This window comes from Nonomuraea pusilla (assembly GCF_900109355.1).
Taxonomy (GTDB): Bacteria; Actinomycetota; Actinomycetes; order Streptosporangiales; family Streptosporangiaceae; genus Nonomuraea; species Nonomuraea pusilla.
On sequence record NZ_FOBF01000007.1, the window covers coordinates 292,122 to 312,807 of the forward strand.

General features: G+C 72.5%; 17 protein-coding genes and 2 pseudogenes. 14 read left to right on the forward strand and 5 right to left on the reverse strand.

Annotation, left to right across the window (positions count from 1 at the left end):
• Positions 1-2 precede the first annotated feature (2 nt).
• Both BMX74_RS17695 and BMX74_RS17700 read right to left on the reverse strand, forming a co-directional pair.
• Positions 3-941, reverse strand: a complete 939-nt coding sequence (locus BMX74_RS17695) for an ABC transporter permease (RefSeq protein ID WP_055502632.1) — start codon at positions 939-941, stop codon at positions 3-5.
• Positions 938-2,434, reverse strand: coding sequence for an ABC transporter substrate-binding protein (locus BMX74_RS17700; RefSeq protein ID WP_091101522.1), 1,497 nt, complete (start codon positions 2,432-2,434; stop codon positions 938-940). Before BMX74_RS17700 ends, BMX74_RS17695 begins: the two co-directional genes overlap by 4 nt.
• 88 nt (positions 2,435-2,522) lie before the next feature.
• Here BMX74_RS17700 and BMX74_RS17705 point away from each other — a divergent pair, with 88 nt between their 5' ends.
• The 7 genes from BMX74_RS17705 (at position 2,523) to BMX74_RS17725 (ending at position 9,830) form a co-directional block, all read left to right on the forward strand.
• Positions 2,523-3,275: a FadR/GntR family transcriptional regulator gene (locus BMX74_RS17705; protein ID WP_055502634.1), complete on the forward strand. Its 753-nt coding sequence runs from the start codon at positions 2,523-2,525 to the stop codon at positions 3,273-3,275.
• A gap of 47 nt (positions 3,276-3,322) precedes the next feature.
• On the forward strand, positions 3,323-4,288 hold the full coding sequence (locus BMX74_RS17710; RefSeq protein WP_055502635.1) for an adenylate/guanylate cyclase domain-containing protein: 966 nt from the start codon (positions 3,323-3,325) through the stop codon (positions 4,286-4,288).
• Positions 4,289-4,343: 55 nt separating this feature from the next.
• Positions 4,344-4,829: a hypothetical protein gene (locus tag BMX74_RS44125; protein ID WP_177227387.1), complete on the forward strand. Its 486-nt coding sequence runs from the start codon at positions 4,344-4,346 to the stop codon at positions 4,827-4,829.
• A complete protein-coding gene (locus BMX74_RS44130) occupies positions 4,826-5,086 on the forward strand; it encodes a hypothetical protein (RefSeq protein WP_177227389.1) in 261 nt (86 codons plus the stop codon). The genes BMX74_RS44125 and BMX74_RS44130 overlap by 4 nt, the downstream gene beginning before the upstream one ends.
• Before the next feature lie 32 nt (positions 5,087-5,118).
• Complete coding sequence (locus tag BMX74_RS44135; protein WP_177227391.1) at positions 5,119-5,874, forward strand: aminotransferase class IV; 756 nt, start codon at positions 5,119-5,121, stop codon at positions 5,872-5,874.
• 145 nt (positions 5,875-6,019) lie between these two features.
• On the forward strand, positions 6,020-8,215 hold the full coding sequence (locus BMX74_RS17720) for a choice-of-anchor J domain-containing protein (RefSeq protein ID WP_091101526.1): 2,196 nt from the start codon (positions 6,020-6,022) through the stop codon (positions 8,213-8,215).
• 94 nt (positions 8,216-8,309) lie between these two features.
• Positions 8,310-9,830 carry an acyl-CoA synthetase gene (locus tag BMX74_RS17725; protein ID WP_091101529.1) on the forward strand — a complete coding sequence of 507 codons (1,521 nt, stop codon included), beginning with the start codon at positions 8,310-8,312 and terminating at the stop codon, positions 9,828-9,830.
• A 44-nt stretch (positions 9,831-9,874) separates the two neighbouring features.
• On the opposite strand, the gene BMX74_RS46495 is transcribed toward BMX74_RS17725, so the two are convergent.
• Together BMX74_RS46495 and BMX74_RS17735 are read right to left on the reverse strand one after the other, a co-directional pair.
• Entirely contained in the window at positions 9,875-10,663 is a 789-nt protein-coding gene (locus BMX74_RS46495) for an NUDIX hydrolase (RefSeq protein WP_337959853.1), read from the reverse strand.
• Between the two features lie 72 nt (positions 10,664-10,735).
• Positions 10,736-11,692 carry a LysR family transcriptional regulator gene (locus BMX74_RS17735; RefSeq protein ID WP_055502641.1) on the reverse strand — a complete coding sequence of 319 codons (957 nt, stop codon included), beginning with the start codon at positions 11,690-11,692 and terminating at the stop codon, positions 10,736-10,738.
• Between the two features lie 66 nt (positions 11,693-11,758).
• Here BMX74_RS17735 and BMX74_RS17740 point away from each other — a divergent pair, with 66 nt between their 5' ends.
• Complete coding sequence (locus BMX74_RS17740) at positions 11,759-12,976, forward strand: MFS transporter (protein ID WP_256257006.1); 1,218 nt, start codon at positions 11,759-11,761, stop codon at positions 12,974-12,976.
• A gap of 157 nt (positions 12,977-13,133) precedes the next feature.
• A pseudogene (locus BMX74_RS17745) lies at positions 13,134-13,880 on the forward strand (glycerophosphodiester phosphodiesterase family protein); the annotation flags it as partial.
• A gap of 173 nt (positions 13,881-14,053) precedes the next feature.
• Here the strand turns inward: BMX74_RS17745 and BMX74_RS17750 are convergent.
• Positions 14,054-14,872, reverse strand: coding sequence for a DUF1206 domain-containing protein (locus BMX74_RS17750; RefSeq protein ID WP_055502644.1), 819 nt, complete (start codon positions 14,870-14,872; stop codon positions 14,054-14,056).
• A gap of 131 nt (positions 14,873-15,003) precedes the next feature.
• On the opposite strand from BMX74_RS17750, the gene BMX74_RS17755 reads away from it, so the two are divergent.
• The 5 genes and pseudogenes from BMX74_RS17755 to BMX74_RS17775 all read left to right on the forward strand — a co-directional run bounded on the left by BMX74_RS17755 (position 15,004) and on the right by BMX74_RS17775 (position 20,348).
• A complete protein-coding gene (locus BMX74_RS17755) occupies positions 15,004-15,828 on the forward strand; it encodes a PIG-L family deacetylase (protein ID WP_091101533.1) in 825 nt (274 codons plus the stop codon).
• A gap of 428 nt (positions 15,829-16,256) precedes the next feature.
• Positions 16,257-17,207 (forward strand): carbohydrate kinase family protein, encoded by a 951-nt coding sequence (locus BMX74_RS17760; RefSeq protein ID WP_236714657.1) that lies wholly within the window; start codon positions 16,257-16,259, stop codon positions 17,205-17,207.
• Between the two features lie 302 nt (positions 17,208-17,509).
• Positions 17,510-18,081: pseudogene (locus BMX74_RS17765) on the forward strand (transposase family protein); the annotation flags it as partial.
• Between the two features lie 48 nt (positions 18,082-18,129).
• The gene (locus BMX74_RS17770; protein WP_091101535.1) at positions 18,130-19,623 is read left to right on the forward strand and encodes a hypothetical protein; all 1,494 of its coding nucleotides are present in this window, start codon (positions 18,130-18,132) and stop codon (positions 19,621-19,623) included.
• 317 nt (positions 19,624-19,940) lie between these two features.
• On the forward strand, positions 19,941-20,348 hold the full coding sequence (locus BMX74_RS17775) for a hypothetical protein (protein ID WP_091101537.1): 408 nt from the start codon (positions 19,941-19,943) through the stop codon (positions 20,346-20,348).
• Positions 20,349-20,686 lie beyond the last annotated feature (338 nt).

Below are 20,686 nucleotides of genomic sequence, written 5' to 3' on the forward strand. Positions count from 1 at the left end.
TGTCATCGCAGCCTCGGGTCGAGCAGGTGGTAGGTCACGTCCACCACGAAGTTGATCAGGAGCACGGCGGCCACCAGCACCATGACGACGCCCTGGACGAGCAGCAGGTCGCGGGCGGCGACGCCGTTGAGCAGCAGGTCGCCGAGCCCGGGGATGACGAAGACCCGTTCGACGACGACCGCGCCGACGAGCAGCGTGGCGAGCTGCAGGCCGAGGACGGTGACGACGGGGACGGAGGCGTTGCGCAGGCCGTGCCGCCACAGGGCGCCGAGCGCGCCGCGGCCCTTGGCGCGGGCGGTGCGCAGGTAGTCCTCGCGCATCACGTCGAGGACGGCGCTGCGCACGTACCGGGTGAGGACGGCGCCCTGGACGAGGCCGAGCGACAGCCAGGGCAGCACCAGGCCGCGCAGCCACTCGGCCGGGTCGTCGGCGAGGGGCACGTAGCCGCCGGAGGGCAGCGCCTGCGCCTTCACCGCGAAGACGTAGACGAGCAGGATGCCGGCGAGGAACGCGGGGACGGCGATGCCGGCCTGGCTGGCGGCGCTGATGGCGGCGCCGAGCGGGTTGCGGTGGTGGACGGCCGCGAACGTCCCCAGCGGCACCGCGATGAGCAGGGCGACCGCCATGCCGCCGAGCACGAGCACGGCGGTCACGCCGAGCCTGTCGCCGATCTGCGGGCCGACGGGCGAGCTCGTGACGTACGAGACGCCGAAGTCGCCGCCGGCGAGCCCGCCGAACCAGTCGAGGAACTGCGCGGCGGCGGGGCGGTCGGTGCCGAACTGGGTGCGCAGCGCCGCGACGGCCTCGGGGGTGGCGTTGACGCCGAGGGCGACCTCGGCGGGGTCGCCGGGCAGCAGCGCCATGAAGGCGAAGACGGCGACCCCGGCGGCGGCGATGCTCGCGGCGAGCACCGCCAGCCGCTTGAGCAGGTACAGGATCACTGCTTGGCGAGTCCGGTGAAGTCGAAGGACTCCGCGATGGCGTTCTTCGGCAGCCCGGTGACGCCCTTCTTCGCCACGATCAGGTTGGGGAAGAGGAACAGCCAGTCGGCGGCGGCGTCGTCGGAGAGCAGCTTGGCGGCCTGCTTGAGGTCGTCGGTCTGCTGCTGCTCGGTGCCGCTGTCGGCGGAGGCCAGCAGCTTCCCGAACTGGGGATTGTCGTAATGGAAGTAGTACGACTTATCGGCAAAAATCCCCATGTCGCGGGGCTCGATGTGGTTGATGATGGACAGGTCGTAGTCGCCCTGCTTGAACACCACGTCCAGCCAGCGGGCGGGGAACTCCAGTGGCTCGATGTCGGCCGTGATGCCCACCTGCGCGAGCTGCGACTTGACCACCTGCGCGCTCGCCACCGCGTACGGCAGGTTGGGGATGCGCATCTTCACCGTGTACGTCTTGCCGCCCAGCAGCTCCTTGGCCTTGGCCGGGTCGTACGGGTAGTCGCCGGTGCGGTCCTCGTACCAGGGGTCGGTGGGCGGCACCATCGAGCCGATGAGCTGGCCGCGCCCGGCCCAGGCGGTGTCGAGCAGCGCCTTGTGGTCGATGGCGTACCTGACGGCCTGGCGGGCCTTCTTGTCGCTGAACGGCGGGCGGGCGTTGTTCATCGACAGCACCACCTCGCCGTTCGTGGTGCCCTCGATCACCTGGAAGCGGTTGGGGTCGGAGAACTGCTGCAGCGACTCGGGCGCCTGGACGGCGGAGATGACGTCGATGCCGCCGGTCAGCAGCGCGTTGTTCATCGCCGTGGCGTCCTTGAAGTACTTCAGGGTGACCGACGGGACGGCCGGCTTGGTCCCCCAGTACCTGGCGTTGGCTTCGAGCCTGATGGAGTCGCCGCGCCGCCACGCGCCCAGCACGTAGGGGCCGGTGCCGACCGGCTTGTTGGCCAGGTCGGAGACGCCGGTGCGGCTGAACATCGCGCCGAGCCTGGTGGCCATGGCGTACAGGAAGCCGTTGCTCGGCTGCTTCAGCGTGACGACGACGGTGGAGTCGTCCTTCTTCTCGACCTTGTCGACGACGTCGAACTGGCTCTTGATCTTGAGCTTCCAGTCGGTCTTGACCCGGCCGAGCGAGAAGACGACGTCGTCGGCGGTGAAGGGGGCGCCGTCGGAGAAGGTGACGCCCTTGCGCAGGGTGAAGGTGTAGGTGGTGCGGTCGTCCGAGACGTCCCACTTCTCCGCGAGGAGGGGCTGGATCTCGCCGTCCTGGCTGAGCTTGACCAGGCCCTCGTACACGTTGACGAGCAGGGCCTGGGGGATCGCCGCGCCCTCGGTGGAGGTGAAGTCGAGGTTGGCGGGCTCGGCCACGAACCCGACCGACAGCGACGCGGACTTGGGGGCTCCGGACCCGCCGGTGCCGCTCCCGCTGCCGCCGCCGCAGGCGGCCGTTCCGAGCAGGAGACCGCCCACGGCGATCCAGATTCCGATTCGCCTCATGTCTTACAGCCTCCTGGCTAGTGCACTGGTCGGACCAGTAGGCTCTGCACATTGCCAGTCCGCGACGGCTCTGGTCAAGGGGGCTGAGATGGGTGGTCCGCGGTTCGAGCCGGTACAGGCCGTGCGGGCGTACGAGCGGGTCGTCGAGCAGGTCGAGGAGGCGATCGAGCGCGGCGTCCTGACGCCGGGCCAGCGCCTTCCGAGCGAGCGCGACCTGATGGTGCAGTTCTCGGTGAGCAGGTCCACCGTCCGCGAGGCGCTGCGGGTGCTCCAGGCGCGGGGGCTGGTGCGCTCACGCCCCGGCGACCCGAACGGGGCGGAGGTGCTGGCGTTCTCGCCCGCGACGCTGCACAAGTCGATGTCCACGCTGGCGCGCGTGTCCGAGCTGTCGCTGGCCGAGCTGGTGCAGTTCAGGATGGTGCTCGACGCGTCGGCGAACCTCCTCGCCGCCCGCCTGCGCACCGAGGAGCAGCTCGCCGAGATGGACGCGGCGATCGCGCGCATGCGCGAGGCGGTCGAGGAGAGCTACGAGTCGTTCAGCGCCGCCGACGTGGCCTTCCACGACGCGGTGGCGCGGGCGAGCGGCAACAAGCTCATCCAGATCTGCACCGACGTCGTCCGGTCGATCGTGCTCGACCTGGTCTCCGAGAAGATCGCGGGGGCGTCCGACAGGAAGGCGCTGATGCTGGAGAGCATCGGGCACCACGAGGAGGTGCTGGCCGCGGTGCGCGCGGGCGACGGCCCGCTGGCCGCCCGGCTGGCGCGCCGCACCATGTACGACTACTACGCGGTGTACGTGCCGGAGGGGGAACGACCGGCGCTGCTCGCGCTACTGGAATGAAAGTCCGTTTTTCCCACTTTCCTGGCACAGAGTGTTATCTTGCCCACGTGGCGCGCGTGGATGGGGACGGGCTGGCGGAGGCGTTCCTCCGCGAGCCGCGCCGCTACACCAGCCGCCAGGTCGCGGACCTGGCGGGCGTTCCGCTGTACCGGGCCCGCAGGTTCTGGCGCGCCCTCGGCTTCCCGAACGTCGCCTCCGACGCCGTCGAGTTCACCGACTCCGACGTCGAGGCGCTCAAGACCCTGCTCGGCATGGTCAGCTCAGGCGTGTACGACGAGGAGCACGTCCTGCTCATGGCCCGCTCGCTGGGCCGGGCCACGGCGCGGCTCGCCGAGTCGCAGGCCGAGCTGGGCGCCGAGGCGCTCGACCAGGCCGGGGTGCCGCTGGCCGAGCGGCCGCGCGCCTGGCGCAGGCGGGCCGAGCTGGTCGTGCCCGACCTGGCGCGGCTCCTCGTGTACGCCTGGCAGCGCCAGCTCGCCGCCGCCGCGGGACGCATCGCCGACCAGGACATGAGCTCCGTGCGGCTGTCGGTCGGGTTCGCCGACCTCGTCGCCTTCACCCGGCTCAGCAGGCAGATCACCGCGACGGAGCTCGCCAGGCTGGTCGACACCTTCGAGGGCCGCTCGGCCGACGTCGTCACCTCCTCGGGCGGGCGGGTCGTCAAGACGCTCGGCGACTCCGTGCTGTTCGTGGCCGACAAGGCGGGCGTCGCCGCCGAGATCGCGGTACGCCTGTCGCAGATCCACGCCCGCGGCAGGGACCTGCCCGAGCTGCGCGTCGGCCTGGCCGCGGGGCCGGTGATCTGGCGCATGGGCGACGTCTTCGGCACCACCGTCAACCTCGCCAGCAGGCTCACCGCGCTCGCCCTGCCTGGAACGATCCTCGCCGACCCCGAGCTGGCCGGGGAGCTGGAGGGCGACCGGGCGTTCCGGCTGCGGGCCGTGGACCGGCTGTCGGTACGCGGCCTCGGCGAGCTGGTGCCGTTCACCGTGATGCCGGCCGAGGCAACCTGACGGACGCGCCGCCGCGTCACTCCCGTCGCAAGGATCCGCGACGGGGGCGACGGCGGTGACGGCGGTGACGGCGGTGGCCGCCGCCGTCACGCTGTGGGCGGCGCTGCTCCCCGGAACGGCGCCGACGGAGGGCACCACGGCGGTCGCCCCGACGGCCGCCCCGACGGCCGGAGCCGTGCGCGAGCCGGTGGAGGTGCCGGTCGACCTGCCGGAGACGTTCACCTCGCCCGACGGCACCGTCTACCGGCGGCTGGCGGAGGCCGGGATCGGCAGGACCGGCACCCTGCGGGCGGCCGTCAAGGTGCCGGTCTCGGGCAAGCCGCTGGAGGTGGCCGCGGTGTGCGCGGGCGCGCCGGGCGGGCGGCCCAACGACCAGATGCTCGTCGCGAGTGGCGGCTGGCTGTCTACGAGTGGACGCCCCCGGCACGCGCCGTGCAGCCGGAGCCGGTCAAGGCGATGCCGGCCCGCCTGGGACGCTGGCGCCTGGCCGGCTCGGCCACCGGCCTGTGGCCGGGCGACCGCCGCTTCACCCTCACCGTGACGAGCGGGAAGACCCTCGCCGTGGAGCAGATCTGCACCGGCGACCTCGCCGGGCGGCTGCGCGTCACCTACCGGGTGGACGGCCGGCCGGGGAAGGTCGTCTGCGGGGTGTGGAGGACGAGGCCGTTCCCCATGGCGATGACCGAGTTCCACGGGTTGCGCGAAGGCGAGCGGGTCACCGTCACCGGGACGGTGGACCTGATCGGCCAGGCCCCCAACCGGCCGGTCCGCTGGCGCGTCGGCGTCTACGGGAAATAGGAGATCATGGGGCGGAACGGAGAGGAGGCGCCGTGATCGAACGCGCCGTGATCGACGGCCGCCCCGTGGGGGCCGACGCCCGCTTCATGCTGACCGCCCGCTACGGGCACTTCACCGCCATGCAGGTGAGGAACCGGCGGGTGCGCGGCCTGGACCTGCACCTGGCCCGCCTGGACGAGGCCAACCGTGAGCTGTTCGGCGCCCCGGTGGACCGCGACGCGGTGCTCGGGGCCGTCCGTGCCGTGCTCGGCGGCGACGCCCGCGACGGGAGCGTGCGCGTGTACGTCGTGGAGACCGACCGGCCGCACGTCCTCGCCACGCTCGCCCCGCCGGCGGAGGCGGAGCAGGGGCCCTATCGGCTCCGGTCGGTCGTCTTCCAGCGTTACCTCCCCCACGTGAAGAAGGCGGCGGGCTTCGCGCAGGCGCACCTGGGGCGGCTGGTGGGGCGCGAGGGGTACGACGAGGCGCTGCTGACGTCCGCGCACGGGATCGTCAGCGAGGGCTCGATCACGAACCTCGGCTGCTTCGACGGCGAGCGCCTGGTCTGGCCCGACGCGCCCATGCTGCGCGGCATCACCATGCGGCTGCTGGAGCGCGTGGACGTGCCCCAGGAGCGGCGGCCGCTGAAGGTCGCCGACCTGGCGGGGCTCGGGCTGGTGTTCGTGTGCAACTCGCGCGGCGTGGTGCCGGTGGGCCAGGTGGACGACGTCGCGCTGCGCCCCGACCCCGCGCTGGCGGCGCGCGTGCTCGGCTGGTACGACGCCGTCCCGTGGGACGCCCTGGACTGACCTTCCGCCTTCCGCCTCCGCCTGGTCACCAATTCGGGGGCGGTTTGTTGGCAGATGCTTGCCTTGTGCACTCGATCAAGGTTCGGTAATCACGGCATGTCACCCCAAACCAACACCCGAGCAACACCCACACAAAGGGGGTTTCATGGCGCGCAACCGAATCATCGGATTCGCAGCCGCTCTGCTCGCGTTACCGCTGCTGTCGGCGCTGCCCGCGGCGGCCGACGACACCAAGGCGGCCCCGCCCAGCGACGTCAGGGAACTGACGCGCAAGGACTTCACGCTGGACGGCAAGAAGGTCGAGGTGCCGGCCAAGTACGAGGCCAGGAAGACGGCGCGCACCGCGCAGGCCGCCGAGACGCCGCCGGTGGGCACCGTCCGCCAGTGGCTCGGCCTCGACGACTACAACGGCCAGTACTACCGCAAGGACTACACGCTGCGCGGCGTGGGCGACAACATCGAGGTCTGGGTCGCCAACGACCTGGCCTTCCCCCAGGGCGACTGCCGCATGCAGGTGCCCGGCACCGTCGAGATCACCGACGCGCAGGTCCAGCACCTGGTCGAGCAGTTCGACGGCAACATGTACCCGAAGGAGACGGCGGCCTTCAGCACCCCGCCCGACCGTGACGGGTCGAACGCCAGGATCGGCCCCGACGCGAACGGCAACGGCGGCGTCTACACCGGCGCGGGCAACCGCACCGTGACGCTCGTCGACAACGTCAGGGACGACAACTTCTACACCTTCCCCCAGGCGCCCACCTACATCGCGGGCTTCTTCTCCTCGCAGCTCAACGAGCTGTTCGACCGCAACGTGATGACGGTTGACGCGTTCGACTGGGCCCACAGGACCGGCGCCAACCCGCCCGACGAGCCCACGAACGACCTGTGCACGTCGCGCGCCGCCCGGCCGAACCAGTACGAGTCCACGTTCGCGCACGAGTGGCAGCACCTGCTGCACTACTACACCGACCCGCTGGAGACCACCTGGGTCAACGAGGGCCTGTCCGACTACGCCGCGACCCTCACCGGCTACACCAACGCCAGGGCGACCATCTGGGAGAAGGGCGCCGACAGCCACATCTACTGCTTCCAGGGCTTCGGAACGGTCCAGGCGCCGTACAACCCGAACCCGCGCGACTGCGGCGGCCCCGAGAACGCGCTGACCCTCTGGGGTGAGGGCAGCAGCGGCAGCGCCGTGCTCGCCGACTACGGCAACGCCTACTCGTTCATGCTGTTCCTGCTCGACCGGTACGGCGCGGACTTCCTGTCCAAGCTGCACCGCGACGGCGACCACCAGGGCCTGGCCGGTGTCAAGGCGGCGCTGGAGGGCGAGGGCGTCACCGACATGTACAAGGTGCTGCACGACTACCAGACGATGGTCCTGGTCGACAAGGTCGTCGGGCAGTCCTCCAAGGGCGTCATGCTCGGCGTGCCGAAGAAGCGCGTGACGAGCGCGAGCCTCAACTCCACCGTCAACCTCGCCAACCCGGCCTCGCACGCCACGCCGGGCGCCGCGCCCAACGGCGCCGACTACGTGGCGCTGCGCGACGCGCAGGGCACCGTGCTCAAGGGCCGCGACCTGCGCTCCCTGTCCTTCGAGGGCGCCAAGACGCTGCCCCCGATCCCGCTGGCCTGGACCGTCGTCTCCGACGACCCCGACCGCGCCGGCAACCCCGTGCTCTGGTCCGGCAACGCCAGCAACCTCAACGTCGCCGCCGTGACCAAGTTGACGGTCCCCGCCGCCGACCCGACGCTGCGCTTCCTCGCGAAGTACGGCGCGGAGGAGGGCTTCGACTACGCGTACGTGAACGTCTCCACCGACGGCGGCAAGACGTACACGGCGGTCGCCGGCGACAAGACCGTGACAGGACCGCTCGGCCCCGCTCTGAACGGCTCCACCACGGGCTTCGAGCCGCGCAGCTACGACCTGTCCGCCTACGCGGGCAAGGAGATCCTGCTCGGCTTCCAGTACGTGAGCGACGGCGGGGTCAACGAGGGCGGCCTGAAGGTCGACGACGTCACCGTCGGCGGCACGGCCGTCAGCGACGGGTCGAGCCTCGACCCGTTCGACTCGCCCACGGAGATCGCCCCGACGCCCGTGAGCAACTGGAACGTCCGGCTGGTGGGCCTGGACGACAAGCACGAGGTGGCCCTGCAGGTGCAGTTCGACGGCAAGGGCACCATCTCGCTGAACCGGCTGCAGCTCGCCCCGTTCGCCCTGTTCCCGCAGGTCGTGGCGGTGGTGGCGTACGACGAGCCGACCGAGCAGGTGCAGCAGTACGCGCCGTACACGCTGAAGGTCAACGGCGTCACCCAGCCGGGTGGCGGCTCGCAGACCTGACGTGACCACGAGGCGCCCGCCGGAGGGCGGGCGCCTCCCGCGTTTTCCGGCTAGGATCACCCGAACATCATTCGGTGCACAGGAGGACGCGCTCATGACCACGCGCCGGAACGCCATCGGTGACCTGCTGCGACGCTCCGCCGCCCGCTACCCGGGCAAGACCGCCCTGATCCACGGCGACCTGCGCCAGAGCTACGCCGACCTCGACCTGACCGTCAACCGCGCCGCCAACGCCCTGGCCGCGCGCGGCGTGCGCAAGGGCGACAGGTTCGCCCTGTTCAGCCACAACAACCACGCGTTCGTCGTCGCGTACTTCGCCCTGGCCAGGCTCGGGGCGATCTCCGTGCCGATCAACTTCATGCTCGGCCCCGACGAGGTCGCCTACATCCTGCGGCACTCCGGCGCCACCGGCATGCTGGTGGAGGACGCGCTGCTGCCCGTGGCCGCCGCCGCGGCCGGGCCCGAGGTGGCCGTGCGCGGCGTGATCGGCGCCGCCGCCGACGGCTGGGAGCCGTTCACCGCCTGGGCCGAGCACCCCGACGCCGCCGAGCCCGACGTGGACCTCGCCGACGACGACCCCATCCAGCTCATGTACACGAGCGGCACCGAGTCGCGGCCCAAGGGCGCCACGCTGTCCAGCCGCGGCCTCGTCGCCCAGTACGTCACCTGCGTCGTCGACGGCGAGATGAGCCGCGACGACGTCGAGGTGCACTCCCTGCCCCTCTACCACTGCGCCCAGCTCCACTGCTTCCTCACCCCGGGCATCTACCTGGGCGCGACGAACGTCGTCCTGCCCGGCGCCGACCCGGCCGCGATCCTCGCCGCCGTCGAGGCCGAGCGCGCCACCAAGCTGTTCTGCCCCCCGACCGTCTGGATCGGCCTGCTGCGCCACCCCGACTTCGACCGCCGCGACCTGTCGTCGCTGCGCAAGGGGTACTACGGGGCGTCCATCATGCCGGTGGAGGTGCTGAAGGAGATCGCCACCCGGCTGCCGGACGTGCGGCTGTTCAACTTCTACGGCCAGACCGAGATGGCCCCCGTCGCCACCATCCTCGGCCCCGACGAGCAGCTCACCAGGCCGGGCTCCGCCGGGCGTCCCGCGCTCAACGTCGAGACCCGCGTCGTCGACGAGGACGGCCGCCCGGTGCCGCCCGGCGTCGTCGGCGAGATCGTCCACCGCAGCCCCCACGCCATGCTCGGCTACTGGGACGACCCCGACAAGACCGCCGAGGCGTTCCGCGGCGGCTGGTTCCACAGCGGCGACCTCGGCGTCATGGACGAGGACGGCTACCTGTCCGTCGTGGACAGGAAGAAGGACATGATCAAGTCGGGCGGCGAGAACGTGGCAAGCCGCGAGGTGGAGGAGGCCATCTACCAGCACCCGGCGGTGGCCGAGGCGGCCGTCTTCGGCGTGCCGGACGAGAAGTGGATCGAGGCGGTCACGGCGGCCGTGGTGCTGCGCGCCGGCGCCACGCTGACGGCCGAGGAGCTGATCGCCTTCCTGCGCGAGCGCCTGGCGCCGTTCAAGACGCCCAAGCGGGTGGCGTTCGTGGACGCCCTGCCCAAGAACGCCTCCGGCAAGGTGCTCAAGCGCCGCCTGCGCGAGGACTTCTGAGCCGGGGCCCGGGACCGGGGACGCCGGGCCAGGCCCTGGCGCGGTCAGCCTGAGAGCGGGGGCGGCCAGCCGCGCTCGGCGAACGGCACGCCGTCCAGGACGTGCGCGACGGCCTGCGCCGGGTAGTCGACCATGTCGCCCGGCAGGCCGTCCAGCGGCCACCAGGCCAGCTCCGAGCACTTGTCCGGCTCGGCGTTGCGCGGCTCGCCCCGCCAGGCGCGGGCGGCGAAGAAGAAGCCGACCCGCTCGGGCGCGCGGTGCATGACGTGGACGAGCGCCAGATCCGCCGGGTCGACGACGACGCCCAGCTCCTCGCGCGCCTCGCGCACCGCCGCGCCCGTCACCGGCTCGTCCGCCTCCAGGTGACCGGACGGCAGGTGCCACAGGCCGTCGCCGTACCCGGTGCCGCGCCGCCTGCCCAGCAGCACCCGGCCGTCGCGCACGAGCAGGACGTGGACGTCCGCGATGGGCCGGAACCGTTCGGCACGGACCTCGGCCGGCGGGACGGACCGGCGGTCGAGCGACTGGATCCACTTGACCGCCACCGCGGCCACCTGCACCAGCTCGGCGCGCAGCCGCCCCGGGTCGTCCTCGGCGACGGCCTCCAGCACCTCCTCCATCAGGATGTGCCGCCAGGTCAGCGTGCCCGCGCGTGACGCCGCGCCCGTCTCGTCCCTCGCGGCGTCGGCCGCCGCGACCGTGCCCGGCCCGCCGGTGCCGTCGGAAAGGGCCTGCATGCCCCACGTCGTGTCCTGGGCGGCCCGCTCGGCCACGACGTCCGCGAGCGCCTTCGCCAGCGAGCCCGGCACGCCCGCGTCACCGTCATGTGTCACCGGCCCAGTCTGCCAGCCCGGCCCGCCCCGCTCGCGGGAAACGTCCGCGCCTGGGAGGCCGTGACGGCGGCGTCACGGAGCGGAATCCGGGACGGCGGCGGTCGCCGCTCTCACGGGGCGCAGGCCAGGACCGACGTCGGCCTCGCCCGAGCGGACGTGGTCGCGGAACGCCCGCGCCGCCGGGGTGAGCCGCTCCCCCGCGGGCCAGCAGGCGCCGATCGTCCTGAACACGGGCGGCGACAGCGGCACCTCCGCCACCCCTGACGGAGGCGGCCCCGACCGCGGCAGCAGGGCCACCCCGAGCCCCGCCGCGACCAGCCCGCGCACCGTCTCCGACTCCTGGCCCTCGAACGCGATGCGCGGCTCGAACCCGGCCGCCGCGCACAGGTCGTCGGTGATCTGCCGCAGGCCGTAGCCGTGCTCCAGCGTCACCAGCTCCTCCCCGGCCAGGTCGGCGGCCCGCACCCGGCCGCGCGCGGCGAAGCGGTGCCCCTGCGGGACCGACAGCACCAGCTCCTGCTCGGCCAGCGCCACGCTGACCAGCTCGGGGTCGTCCTCGGGAAGCGGCGCGACGAACACCAGGTCGATGTCGCCCTCGCGCAGCCCGCGCAGCATCTCCTGCCGCGACCCCTGCGCGAGGCTGAAGCGCACGCGCGGGCCGCGCTCGCGGAAGCCCCGGATCAGCGACGGCACGAGCGTGCGGCCGAGCAGGTGCAGGAAGCCGAGCACGACGTGGCCGCTGCCCGGGTCGCTCTCCTCCCTGACCTCGCGGGCCGCCGCCGTCACCGTGGCGAGCGCCCGGCCGGAGGCGGCGGCCAGGGTCCTGCCCGCGCGGGTGAGCCTGATGCCGCGTCCGTACGGGACGACGAGCGGCGTCCCCAGGAGGTCGGCCAGCGCGGCGAGCCTCCTGCTGGCGGTCGGCTGGGGGATGCCCAGCAGCTCGGCCGCCCGCGTGACGTGGCCGGTCTCGCCGACCGCCGCGAGCAGCGCCAGCGAGGGAGCGAGCCGCGCGGCCACCGTTTCATCCATCACGGTATGAATTATCGCTCATTGGCGCATTGGACGTATTTATTAGCCTTGCTTAGCGTTGCGGAGGTGGCCATCTCAGCTCCAGCGGACACGCGGCGGGTCGGCGCGGCCGTCGCCGCGGCCGGCATCTCGACCTTCGCCTCGCTGTACGCGCCGCAGCCCGTGCTGCCGCAGCTCGCCGCCGCGTACAAGCTCGACCCCGGCGCCGCGTCGCTCGCGATCGGCGTGGCCACGACCGCGCTCGCCGTGGCCGTGCTGCCGCTCGCCGCGCTGGCGCAGGCCGTCGGGCGGCGGCGGGTGATCGTCTGGTCGGTCCTGACCTCCGCGGCGGCCGGGCTGCTGCTGCCGCTCGCCCCCTCGTTCCCCGTGCTGCTGGTGCTGCGCGCGCTGCAGGGGGTGGCGGTGGCCGGGTTCGCGGGGGTGGGGGCGGCGTACCTGGCCGACCAGGTGGGGAAGGCGCGGCTGGCCGCCGCCGTGGGTGCGATGATCGCGGGCAACTCGGTGGGCGGGATGCTCGGCAGGCTGGGCGCCGGGTTCACGGCGGGGCCGCTCGGCTGGCGCTGGGCCATGGCGGTCGTCGCCGCCCTGGCCCTGGCCTGCGCCGCCTACACCGCCCTCACCCTGCCCCCTTCCCACCCGCCGACCAGGGGCCGGGCTCTCGCCGGGCGCGGGACCGGCCGGTGGCGGCAGGCGCTCGGGCCCGGCCTGGCGCCGGCCTACGCGGTCGGCGGCCTGGCCATGGGGTCGTTCGTCGCCCTCTACAACGCGGCCGGGTTCCGGCTGACCTCGCCGCCCCTCTCGCTCGCCCCCGCCGCCGCGTCGCTGGTGTTCCTCTCGTACGCGCTCGGCACCGTCTCCTCCGCCGCCGCCGGACGCCTCGAGTCGCGGCTCGGCCGCACCCCGGCCCTGGTGGCCGCGCTGCTGACCACCCTGGCCGGCACCCTGCTGACGTCGGCCGCGCCGCTCCCCCTCGTCGTCGCCGGCTTCGCGGTGCTGACGGCCGGGTTCTTCGCGGCGCACGCCCTCGCCAACGCCTGGGTCGCCGCGCAGGCGCCGCCCGAGGCCCGCGGGACCGCCGCCGGGGCGTACACGCTCTGCTACTACCTGGGCAGCGGCGCGGGCGGCACGGCGGGCAGCGCCGTCTACGGCCATGCCGGTTGGGTCTGGCTCACCGCCCTCGTGGCGGCGTGGCTGCTGCTGGCCGTGCTGGCGGTGCTCGCCGCCGCCAGGTCCGGGGCCGTACGCCCGTTGCGGGCGCCGCTCTGCCGGGATATGGCTGAGTGACCAGCGGTCGCCGGCGCGCGTCACGACCGGCGCCGGACCCGGACGCGGACCAGGCCCGGGGAGCCGTCCCAGGCGAGGGCGGGCCTGGTCCCGCCCGTCTCCGTGCGTCCGCTCTCCCTTGACGCCGGGGCCACCTCCGCGCTCTGCCGTCCGCCCCATGAAGACGCGCAGCTTACTCGCGGGCGTACTGGCCGTCCTGACCGCCGGGACGGTCGCCGCCGTGGTGGCCCAGACCCCTCCCGCCGCCGCCGACCGCCGCGGCCACGCCCCCGTCGTCATCGGCCACCGGGGCGCCGGCGCGCACCGGCCCGCGCACACCCTCCTGTCGTACGAGGCCGCCATCGCCCTCGGCGCCGACTGCATCGAGCCCCACCTCGTCTCCACCAAGGACCACGTGCTGGTCGCCAGGCACGAGAACGAGATCTCCGGGACCACAAACATCGCCGCCCACCCCGAGTTCGCCGACCGGCGCACCACCAAGACCGTGGACGGCCGCCCCGTGCCCGGCTGGTTCACGGAGGACTTCACGCCGGCAGAACTGAAGACGCTGCGCGCCGAGGAACGGGCGCCCGAGCTGCGCCCCGACAACACCGCGTTCGACGGGCTCGCCGAGATCCCGACGTTCGAGGAGGTCGTGCGGCTGGCGATCGAGCACGGCGTGGGCGTCTACCCGGAGACCAAGCACCCCACGTACTTCGACGCGATCGGCCTGTCCGTGGAGGAGCCGCTGCTCGACCTCCTCAACCGGTACAAGGTGCGCAAGGCGTACATCCAGTCGTCCGAGACCGCGAACCTGCGGGAGCTGCACGGCAGGACCCGCCTGCCGCTGATCCAGCTCGTCACCGCGGGCGGCGCGCCGTACGACTGGATGGCGGGCGGCGACACCCGTACGTACGACGACATGATGAAGCCGGACGGGCTGCGCGAGGTGTCCCGGTACGCCGACGGCATCGGCGCCGGCACCCGCCGCCTGAACCCCACGGGCGACGCGCCGCCTGAGCCTTGCCGGCGACCGCGCAGCCTGAGCCTTGCCGGCGACCGCGCAGCCTGGGCAGTAAGGGGGGCCCGTGGGAGCCGTCAGGTCCGGCGCCAGCGCGACTCGCCGAAGCAGTACCCGGCGAAGAGCACCAGCCCCAGCGCCACCGCCACGAGCAGCCACGGCCCCGCCGGCGTGTCGGCGAACTGCCGCAGCGTCGCGTCGATGCCGCCCGCCTTGTCGGGGTCGAAGCTGATCGCCGCCTGGACGACGAAGATCCCGGCCAGCGCGGCGATCGCCCCGCGCGCGAGGTACCCGGCGACGCCCAGCCGCTCCATCGCCGAACGGGCCGCGGGCGACATCCTGCCCAGGTCGAGCTCCTTCTCGAACCTCTTCTTGACGCCCTCGCGCACCCAGTACGCCCCGAGCGCCACGATCGCCACGCCGACCAGGCCCACGATCCACTGCCCGCCGGGCAGCGCCAGCAGCTTGCCGGTGATGTCGTGCGACCTGGCGTCGTCGGACGTCGCCCGTCCGGCGAACAGCATGGTGAGCAGGCTGGCGACCACCGCCGTGTACACCGCCACCCGGCCCACCGAGGAGGCCCGGTCGGAGGCCCTGCGGTGGCCGAACACCGCCTCCGACGCCTGCCACAGGGCCAGCGCGGCGAACCCGACGACCATGATCCACAGAATGGCGAAACCGAAGGGCAGCGCGGCGACGGTGGAGATGGCGCCCGACTTGTCGGCTTCGCGCTTGCCGCCGTCCAGGGCGATCTGCACCGCCAGCACGCCGATGAGACCGTACAGGACGCCCCGGCAGGCCAGGCCGACGCGGGCCAGCACAGTCAGAACCGGGCTGTCGGCGGCCCGGCGCGCCGCGCCCTTGGCCTCCTGCCCCGCCTTCTGCGCAGTGTTCACCGTTTCCTCCTCTGGTCAGGCTTTCCCCTTGCCCTGGAAACGGCGGGCTAGGCTTTCCACCAAGAACCGGCCCGCTGTCACGCGGGCGGCGACGGCGGAAGTGTCGGCGGCGGCGAGTAGGGTTTCCAGCCATGGATCGGCAACTCACCCTGATGGTCGTACACGCACACCCCGACGACGAGTGCCTGAGCACCGGCGGCGTCCTCGCCCGCTACGCCGAGGAGGGCATCCGCACGGTCCTGGTCACCTGCACCAACGGCGAGCAGGGCGACGGCCCGGGCGGGGTCAAGCCGGGCGATCCCGGGCACGACCCGGCCGCGGTGGCCGAGCGGCGGCTGGCGGAGCTGCGCGAGTCCGCGGGCCACCTGGCCGTCGACCACCTCGAGCTGCTCGGCTACCAGGACAGCGGCATGGACGGCTGGCACACCAACCACCACACCGAGGCGTTCGCCAACGTGCCGGTCGAGAAGGCCGCCGCGAGGCTCGGCGAGCTGATGGAGCGCTACCGTCCCCAGGTCGTCGTCACGTACGACGAGACGGGCGGCGGCGGCTACGGCCACCCCGACCACGTCCAGGCCCACCGCATCACCGAGGCGGCCGTCGAGGCCACCGGCATTCCCGACAAGTTCTACTACACCGCCATCCCGCGGGCCGCCATGCGGCGGATGTTCGAGATGATGCGCGCCAGCGGCATGGACCTCGGCGACTTCCAGCCGTCCGACGACTTCGGCACCCCCGACGAGCGCGTCACCACGGTCGTCGACATCTCCCCGTACGTCGAGCGCAAGCTCAAGGCGCTGCGGGCGCACGAGAGCCAGGGCGAGAACATCTTCCTGCTGCGCATGCCCGAGGAGACGCAGCAGCAGGCGTTCTCGCACGAGGCGTTCGAGCGCCGGCTCTGCAAGGTCGACGCCCCCGACCAGGAGGACGACCTCTTCACCGGCCTCCGCCCCTGACGCCGGCGACAGGACACAGGGGGCGCCAGGGGACTCCCCCACTGCCGACGGGGTGAGGGACGCGGCTCGGAAGCTTCGACTCCCCACCCCCGACGTGGTGGGGGCGCAGGGCGGGAGCTCCACCTCTCTCCCCTCCGCCTTGGGCTCCTGAGATCATCCACCCCACCCTGTTGAGCCGCCGGGACCGGTCGCGGTGGGGGTGGCCGGCTGGGCCGGAGGGCGCGGGGGCGGGCCTCCACGTGGGGCGCGGCTTTCCGCCTCTCCGCCAGGGAGGTGAAGGCTTTCCGCCAGGGAGGTGAAGGGCTCTCTGTCAGGGAGGCGGAGGGGTCCGAAGGCGTTGGCGGTCGGCAGGACGCATAATGTGCTGGCGTTCCGACAGACGCCCTCGGTCCCGTACGGGCCTGGGCCACGGCGCCGGAGAGGCGGCCATGATGATCGCTGTTCTGGGTGAGTGCGTCGCCGACGCCTTCGCCGATGCCCGCTCCGGCGCGTCCCCCAGCGAACTGGCGCTGCGCGTCCTGCCCGGCGGTGGGCCCGCGAACACCGCGGTCGCGCTCGCCCGGCTCGGCACGCGGGCCCGCTTCCTCGGACGGCTCTCGGGAGACGTGTTCGGCACGCTGTTCCGCGACCGCCTCACCGCCTCCGGCGTGGACGTGTCCGGCTGCGTGACAGCCGGCGAGGCCAGCACGCTGGCGGTCGCCGCCCTCGACGGCGAGGGCCGGGCCGCGTACACCTTCTACGCCGACGGCACCGCCGACTGGGGGTGGCGCCCGTCCGAGCTGGACCACGAGCGGCTCGGCCCGGTGTCCTGCCTGCACACCGGCTCGCTCGCGCTGGTCAGGGAGCCGGGCAGGGGGCTGGTCGAGGAGTTCGCGCGTGCCGCCGCCGCGCGGGCGACCGTCTCGATCGACCCGAACGTCCGCCCCAGCCTCGCAAGCCCGGCCGACTACCCGGTGGCGCGCTGGTGCGAGTGGGCCGACATCGTCAAGCTCAGCGACGACGACCTCGGCTTCCTCATGCCCGGCGTGCCGCTGGAGCGGGCCTGCGACACCTGGCACGAGGCGGGCGCCCGCCTGATCATCGTCACCCGGGGCGCCGACGGGGCGGTGGTCTCCCTCGACGGGCGGCGGGCGAGCGTCCCCGCGCCTGCCGTGGAGGTGGCGGACACGGTGGGGGCGGGCGACTCGTTCACCGCGGGCCTGCTGCACCACCTGGACGAACGGGGCCACCTCGGCGGACGGCTGGACCGCCTCGACCTGGAGACGGCGGCGGAGGCGGCGACGTTCGCGGCCCGCGTAGCAGCGTTGACCTGCACCGTCCCCGGAGCCGACCCACCCTGGGCCGCCCAGCTCGACCATCCGGCCAACCCCCGCCCCTGACAGCGACCCGCGGACCTCCGCCCCTACGCCCGGCCCTGACCTGCACATTCCCGGAGCCGACCCACCCTGCACAGCCCAAACTCGACCACCCAGCCCACCCCCGGCCCCCGAGCGGAGGCGGCGACGTTCGCAGCCCGCATGGCAGCATTGACCTGCACAGTTCCCGATCCCAAGCTCCACCCCTGACCCTGCACAGTTCCCGCCGTGACCCCGTCTGGATGGCGCAGCTCGACGCCCAGCCCGGCCCCCCTCTTGACAGCAGCACGGCCCTGCACCGTCCCTAAGAGCCGCACAGAGTGGCCGCGTACGACCGGATCGTCGGCCTGCTGCTGACTGACATCGCGATCGACGGCTGCATCAGCAAGGCACCCGGCGGCGGTGAAGTGGCCGGGCCGTCTCCGGTCTACCGCCGCAAACAGGGCAGGAAACGCTCGCTGCTGATCGACTGGTACGGCATTCCGCTAGGTCGGGTCCTGACCTGCGCCAACGCGGGCGCATCCCTAGACGACCTGGGACCCATGCCCGGCGACATCACCGTTCACCTGGACGCCGGCCATGACTCCGGCAAGACCCGGGCCTTGTTGCTGCGGGAACGCGAACTGGCCAGCAAGATCGCCCGTAAAGGACAAAAGGCCCGGTCCAAGCCGCCCAACGGTGGCGCATCGAACGGACCGACGCCTGGCACAACGCCTTCGCCCGGCTGGTCCGCTGCTACGAACGCCCCGAAATCGTCGTCGAGGCCCTGTTCGACCTCGCCGACGCCATCATCACCATCCGAAGCCTGATCCGCCGCGCGTGGACCACGCACCGCTGGGACACCCGCCCCTCGACACCGACGCCGATAACCGCCGATGAGTGTGGCTTCTCTCGGTGAGCGGATAATCGGGTTGCCTCACCCAGGGTCGAATGATCTGATCATGCCGTGTTCATGACGGTGTTCCTGCTCGAGTTCCAGTCTTGGTACTGGAGCGGTCACTTTGACGATCCGGAACTGCGTGGCGCCTACGAGGCAATGAACGAGCCGACGACCACGGAGGAGTTCGGGCGTGGGTTCTTGACGCTGCTGCGCAGCGACGACACCGCTGCCACGGGGATCGCGCTCGACTTCTATGACCGCGCGGAGATGACGGAGCGGTTCGTCGGCGGGAACCCGTTCGAGGACTACGACGAGGAAGTGTTCCAGGTCGCTCGCGAACTGCTCCAGCAGCCTCCCCGGCCGCGAGACGAGCAGGCGAAAATCGAGGGGGCGAATCACGCGAGCGCGCTGGCCGCCTTGTCGCGGCACGGGCTGACAGAGGAGGACACCGACGCCATCATCCAGGTTCTCGATCGGATGCCTGCTGTGTCATTGAGGGAACGCGCCCTCGACGCGGCCCGCGTTCTGCTCGAAGACTCCAAGGTGCCCGATCCGCGTCTGAGCGCGCTCGTGGCTCGCGTGGAGGCGTGCTTCGAACGCGTCGAGGCGGTGCGCGCGCTGCGCGACTCGCAGGATGCCGAGGCGACCGAGCGGCTCGTCCTCGCAATCGAGGATGACGAGTGGCGGGTGAGGCAAGAGGCGGCCGCCGCGCTGTCGTTAGCCCGTCGCTTCTACGCCCACCGGCCGCTGTTGGAGGGCCTGGTCGAGACCTGGCCGGATGGCGAGCGGTCCGACGCGGCCGACGAGGTTCGCGAGGCTCTCGCCGAAGGCCCGCACAGCTTGCATTGGGAAGAGGCCGAGTTGGACGGCGAGTTGCTGGAGTCGCACAGGCAGCTGCGCACACCGACGAGTGAGGACGCCCATCGCAACGCGTTCTGCACCATGCTACGCAGCGGGAGGACGGCGGCGGTGGGGATCGCGCTTGACCACTACTACTTGGCCGACGGGCTGACGCGGTTCGGCATCGACGATGGTGAATACGCCGCTGAGGTGCTCGCCATCGCGCGGCGCATTCTCAGCCGGCCGTCGGCGTCGGCCGGCGCCGATCACGCGAGCGCACTCGGCATCCTGGAAGTCCTTGGCGAGCCCGAGGACGCGGAGACAATCGTCGCCGCGCTGCGGGCGCGAGAGACTCCGGCCGTGGTCCGGGAACGCGCCGTGGACGTGGCGTGGGAGTGCCTTGAGCGGTGGGAGACGCCGGGCGAGAAGATCGTCGCCGCGTTGGAGGACCTGATCTTCGACGGCTCGCTTGACATGGAGCTTCGCACTCGGGCGGTCAACGCCCTGTTCGGCCTGGGGCCGGTCCCGCGTGTCACCGCCGTCCTGGCGCGCGCGGCCCGCTCCGACGAGCTGCCCATCCAGGTGGAGGGTGCCATCGGTCTCACATTCCGAGATCTGATCGACGAGCATCGGTCCCTGCTACGGGAACTGATCTCGTCGTGGCCCGCGGATGCGGGGGAACGGGCCGCGATCGTCCGGAAAGAGCTGGCCGACAGCTGAAGGATCAGATCCCAAGGCCCAGCCGACAGGCTCACTCGAGAAGAGCCACGCCCAACGCCGATCTGCGCGAGCTCTCAGCCGGCCCGCTCTGGACGGCCCAGCTCGACGACCCCGCCGCCCCCGTGACGCGGCCTGGACCAGGCCCCCGCACCCGAGGCGACCGGGCCCGCCTCCGGCCCCCCGGCTCAGGTCCTCCGGCCGCAGGGCTTGCCCTCCCCCCTTGCCAGTCTGTGAAGGCGGGCTGCCGGGGGCGGCGTGGCGTTTGCTGACCAGGTGGCCGGGTACTGCGGGCTGTTGTCTCTGAACGGGGGTTGACGATGGAGTTCGAAGCCGCCCGCCGGATGCCGGCGGACAGCGCGATCGTGTTCCAGGTGGCGTCCGACGTGAGCCTGATGGACCGGTGGCTGCCGCGAGGACTGCACGTGGACGAGCGGGGCGCCGGTGTCCTGGACGCCGAGGGCGAGCTCGTGCCCGAAGGCCACCACGAGGGGCTGTTCCGCGTGTCGAAGGAGCAGTTGCGCGTCGAGTGGGGCGGACGGGACGACCCCGAGTACGCGGGGTGGCTGCAGGTGGCCGACTCCGCGAGCGGGACGAGCGAGATCACCGTGCACATCTCGCTGCCCCGGGAGCCGGACGGGGAAGGGCCGTCGATGCAGCAGATGCTCGACTGGTCGCTGGACCGCCTGTCCGAGGAGGTCACCCGCCGCGTCTCCGACGCCGGCTGACTGACCCACCCTGCAACACCGCCACGGAGCGACCCGCAATCCCACGGACCGACCGCAACCCCGCTCGCCGATCAAGCATCAACTGACCAGACGTCCCGGCGGTGCACCTGTCGCCGCGACGCACGCACCGAGCATCGCGGCACCGCAACGGCGGCGCGACCGGGCAAGCGGGCATCCCAGCAGTGAGCGGCGCAACCAGGCGGGGACGCAGGCGTCCCGGGGGATCGCAAGTCGTCCCGCATGGCGCAGCAAGCAATCGTCCCGCACGGCGCAACCGTGGGGCAGTCGTCCCGCATTGACGCCGTCGTCCTGGGAGGTGCTGTCGTCCCGCTCGGCGC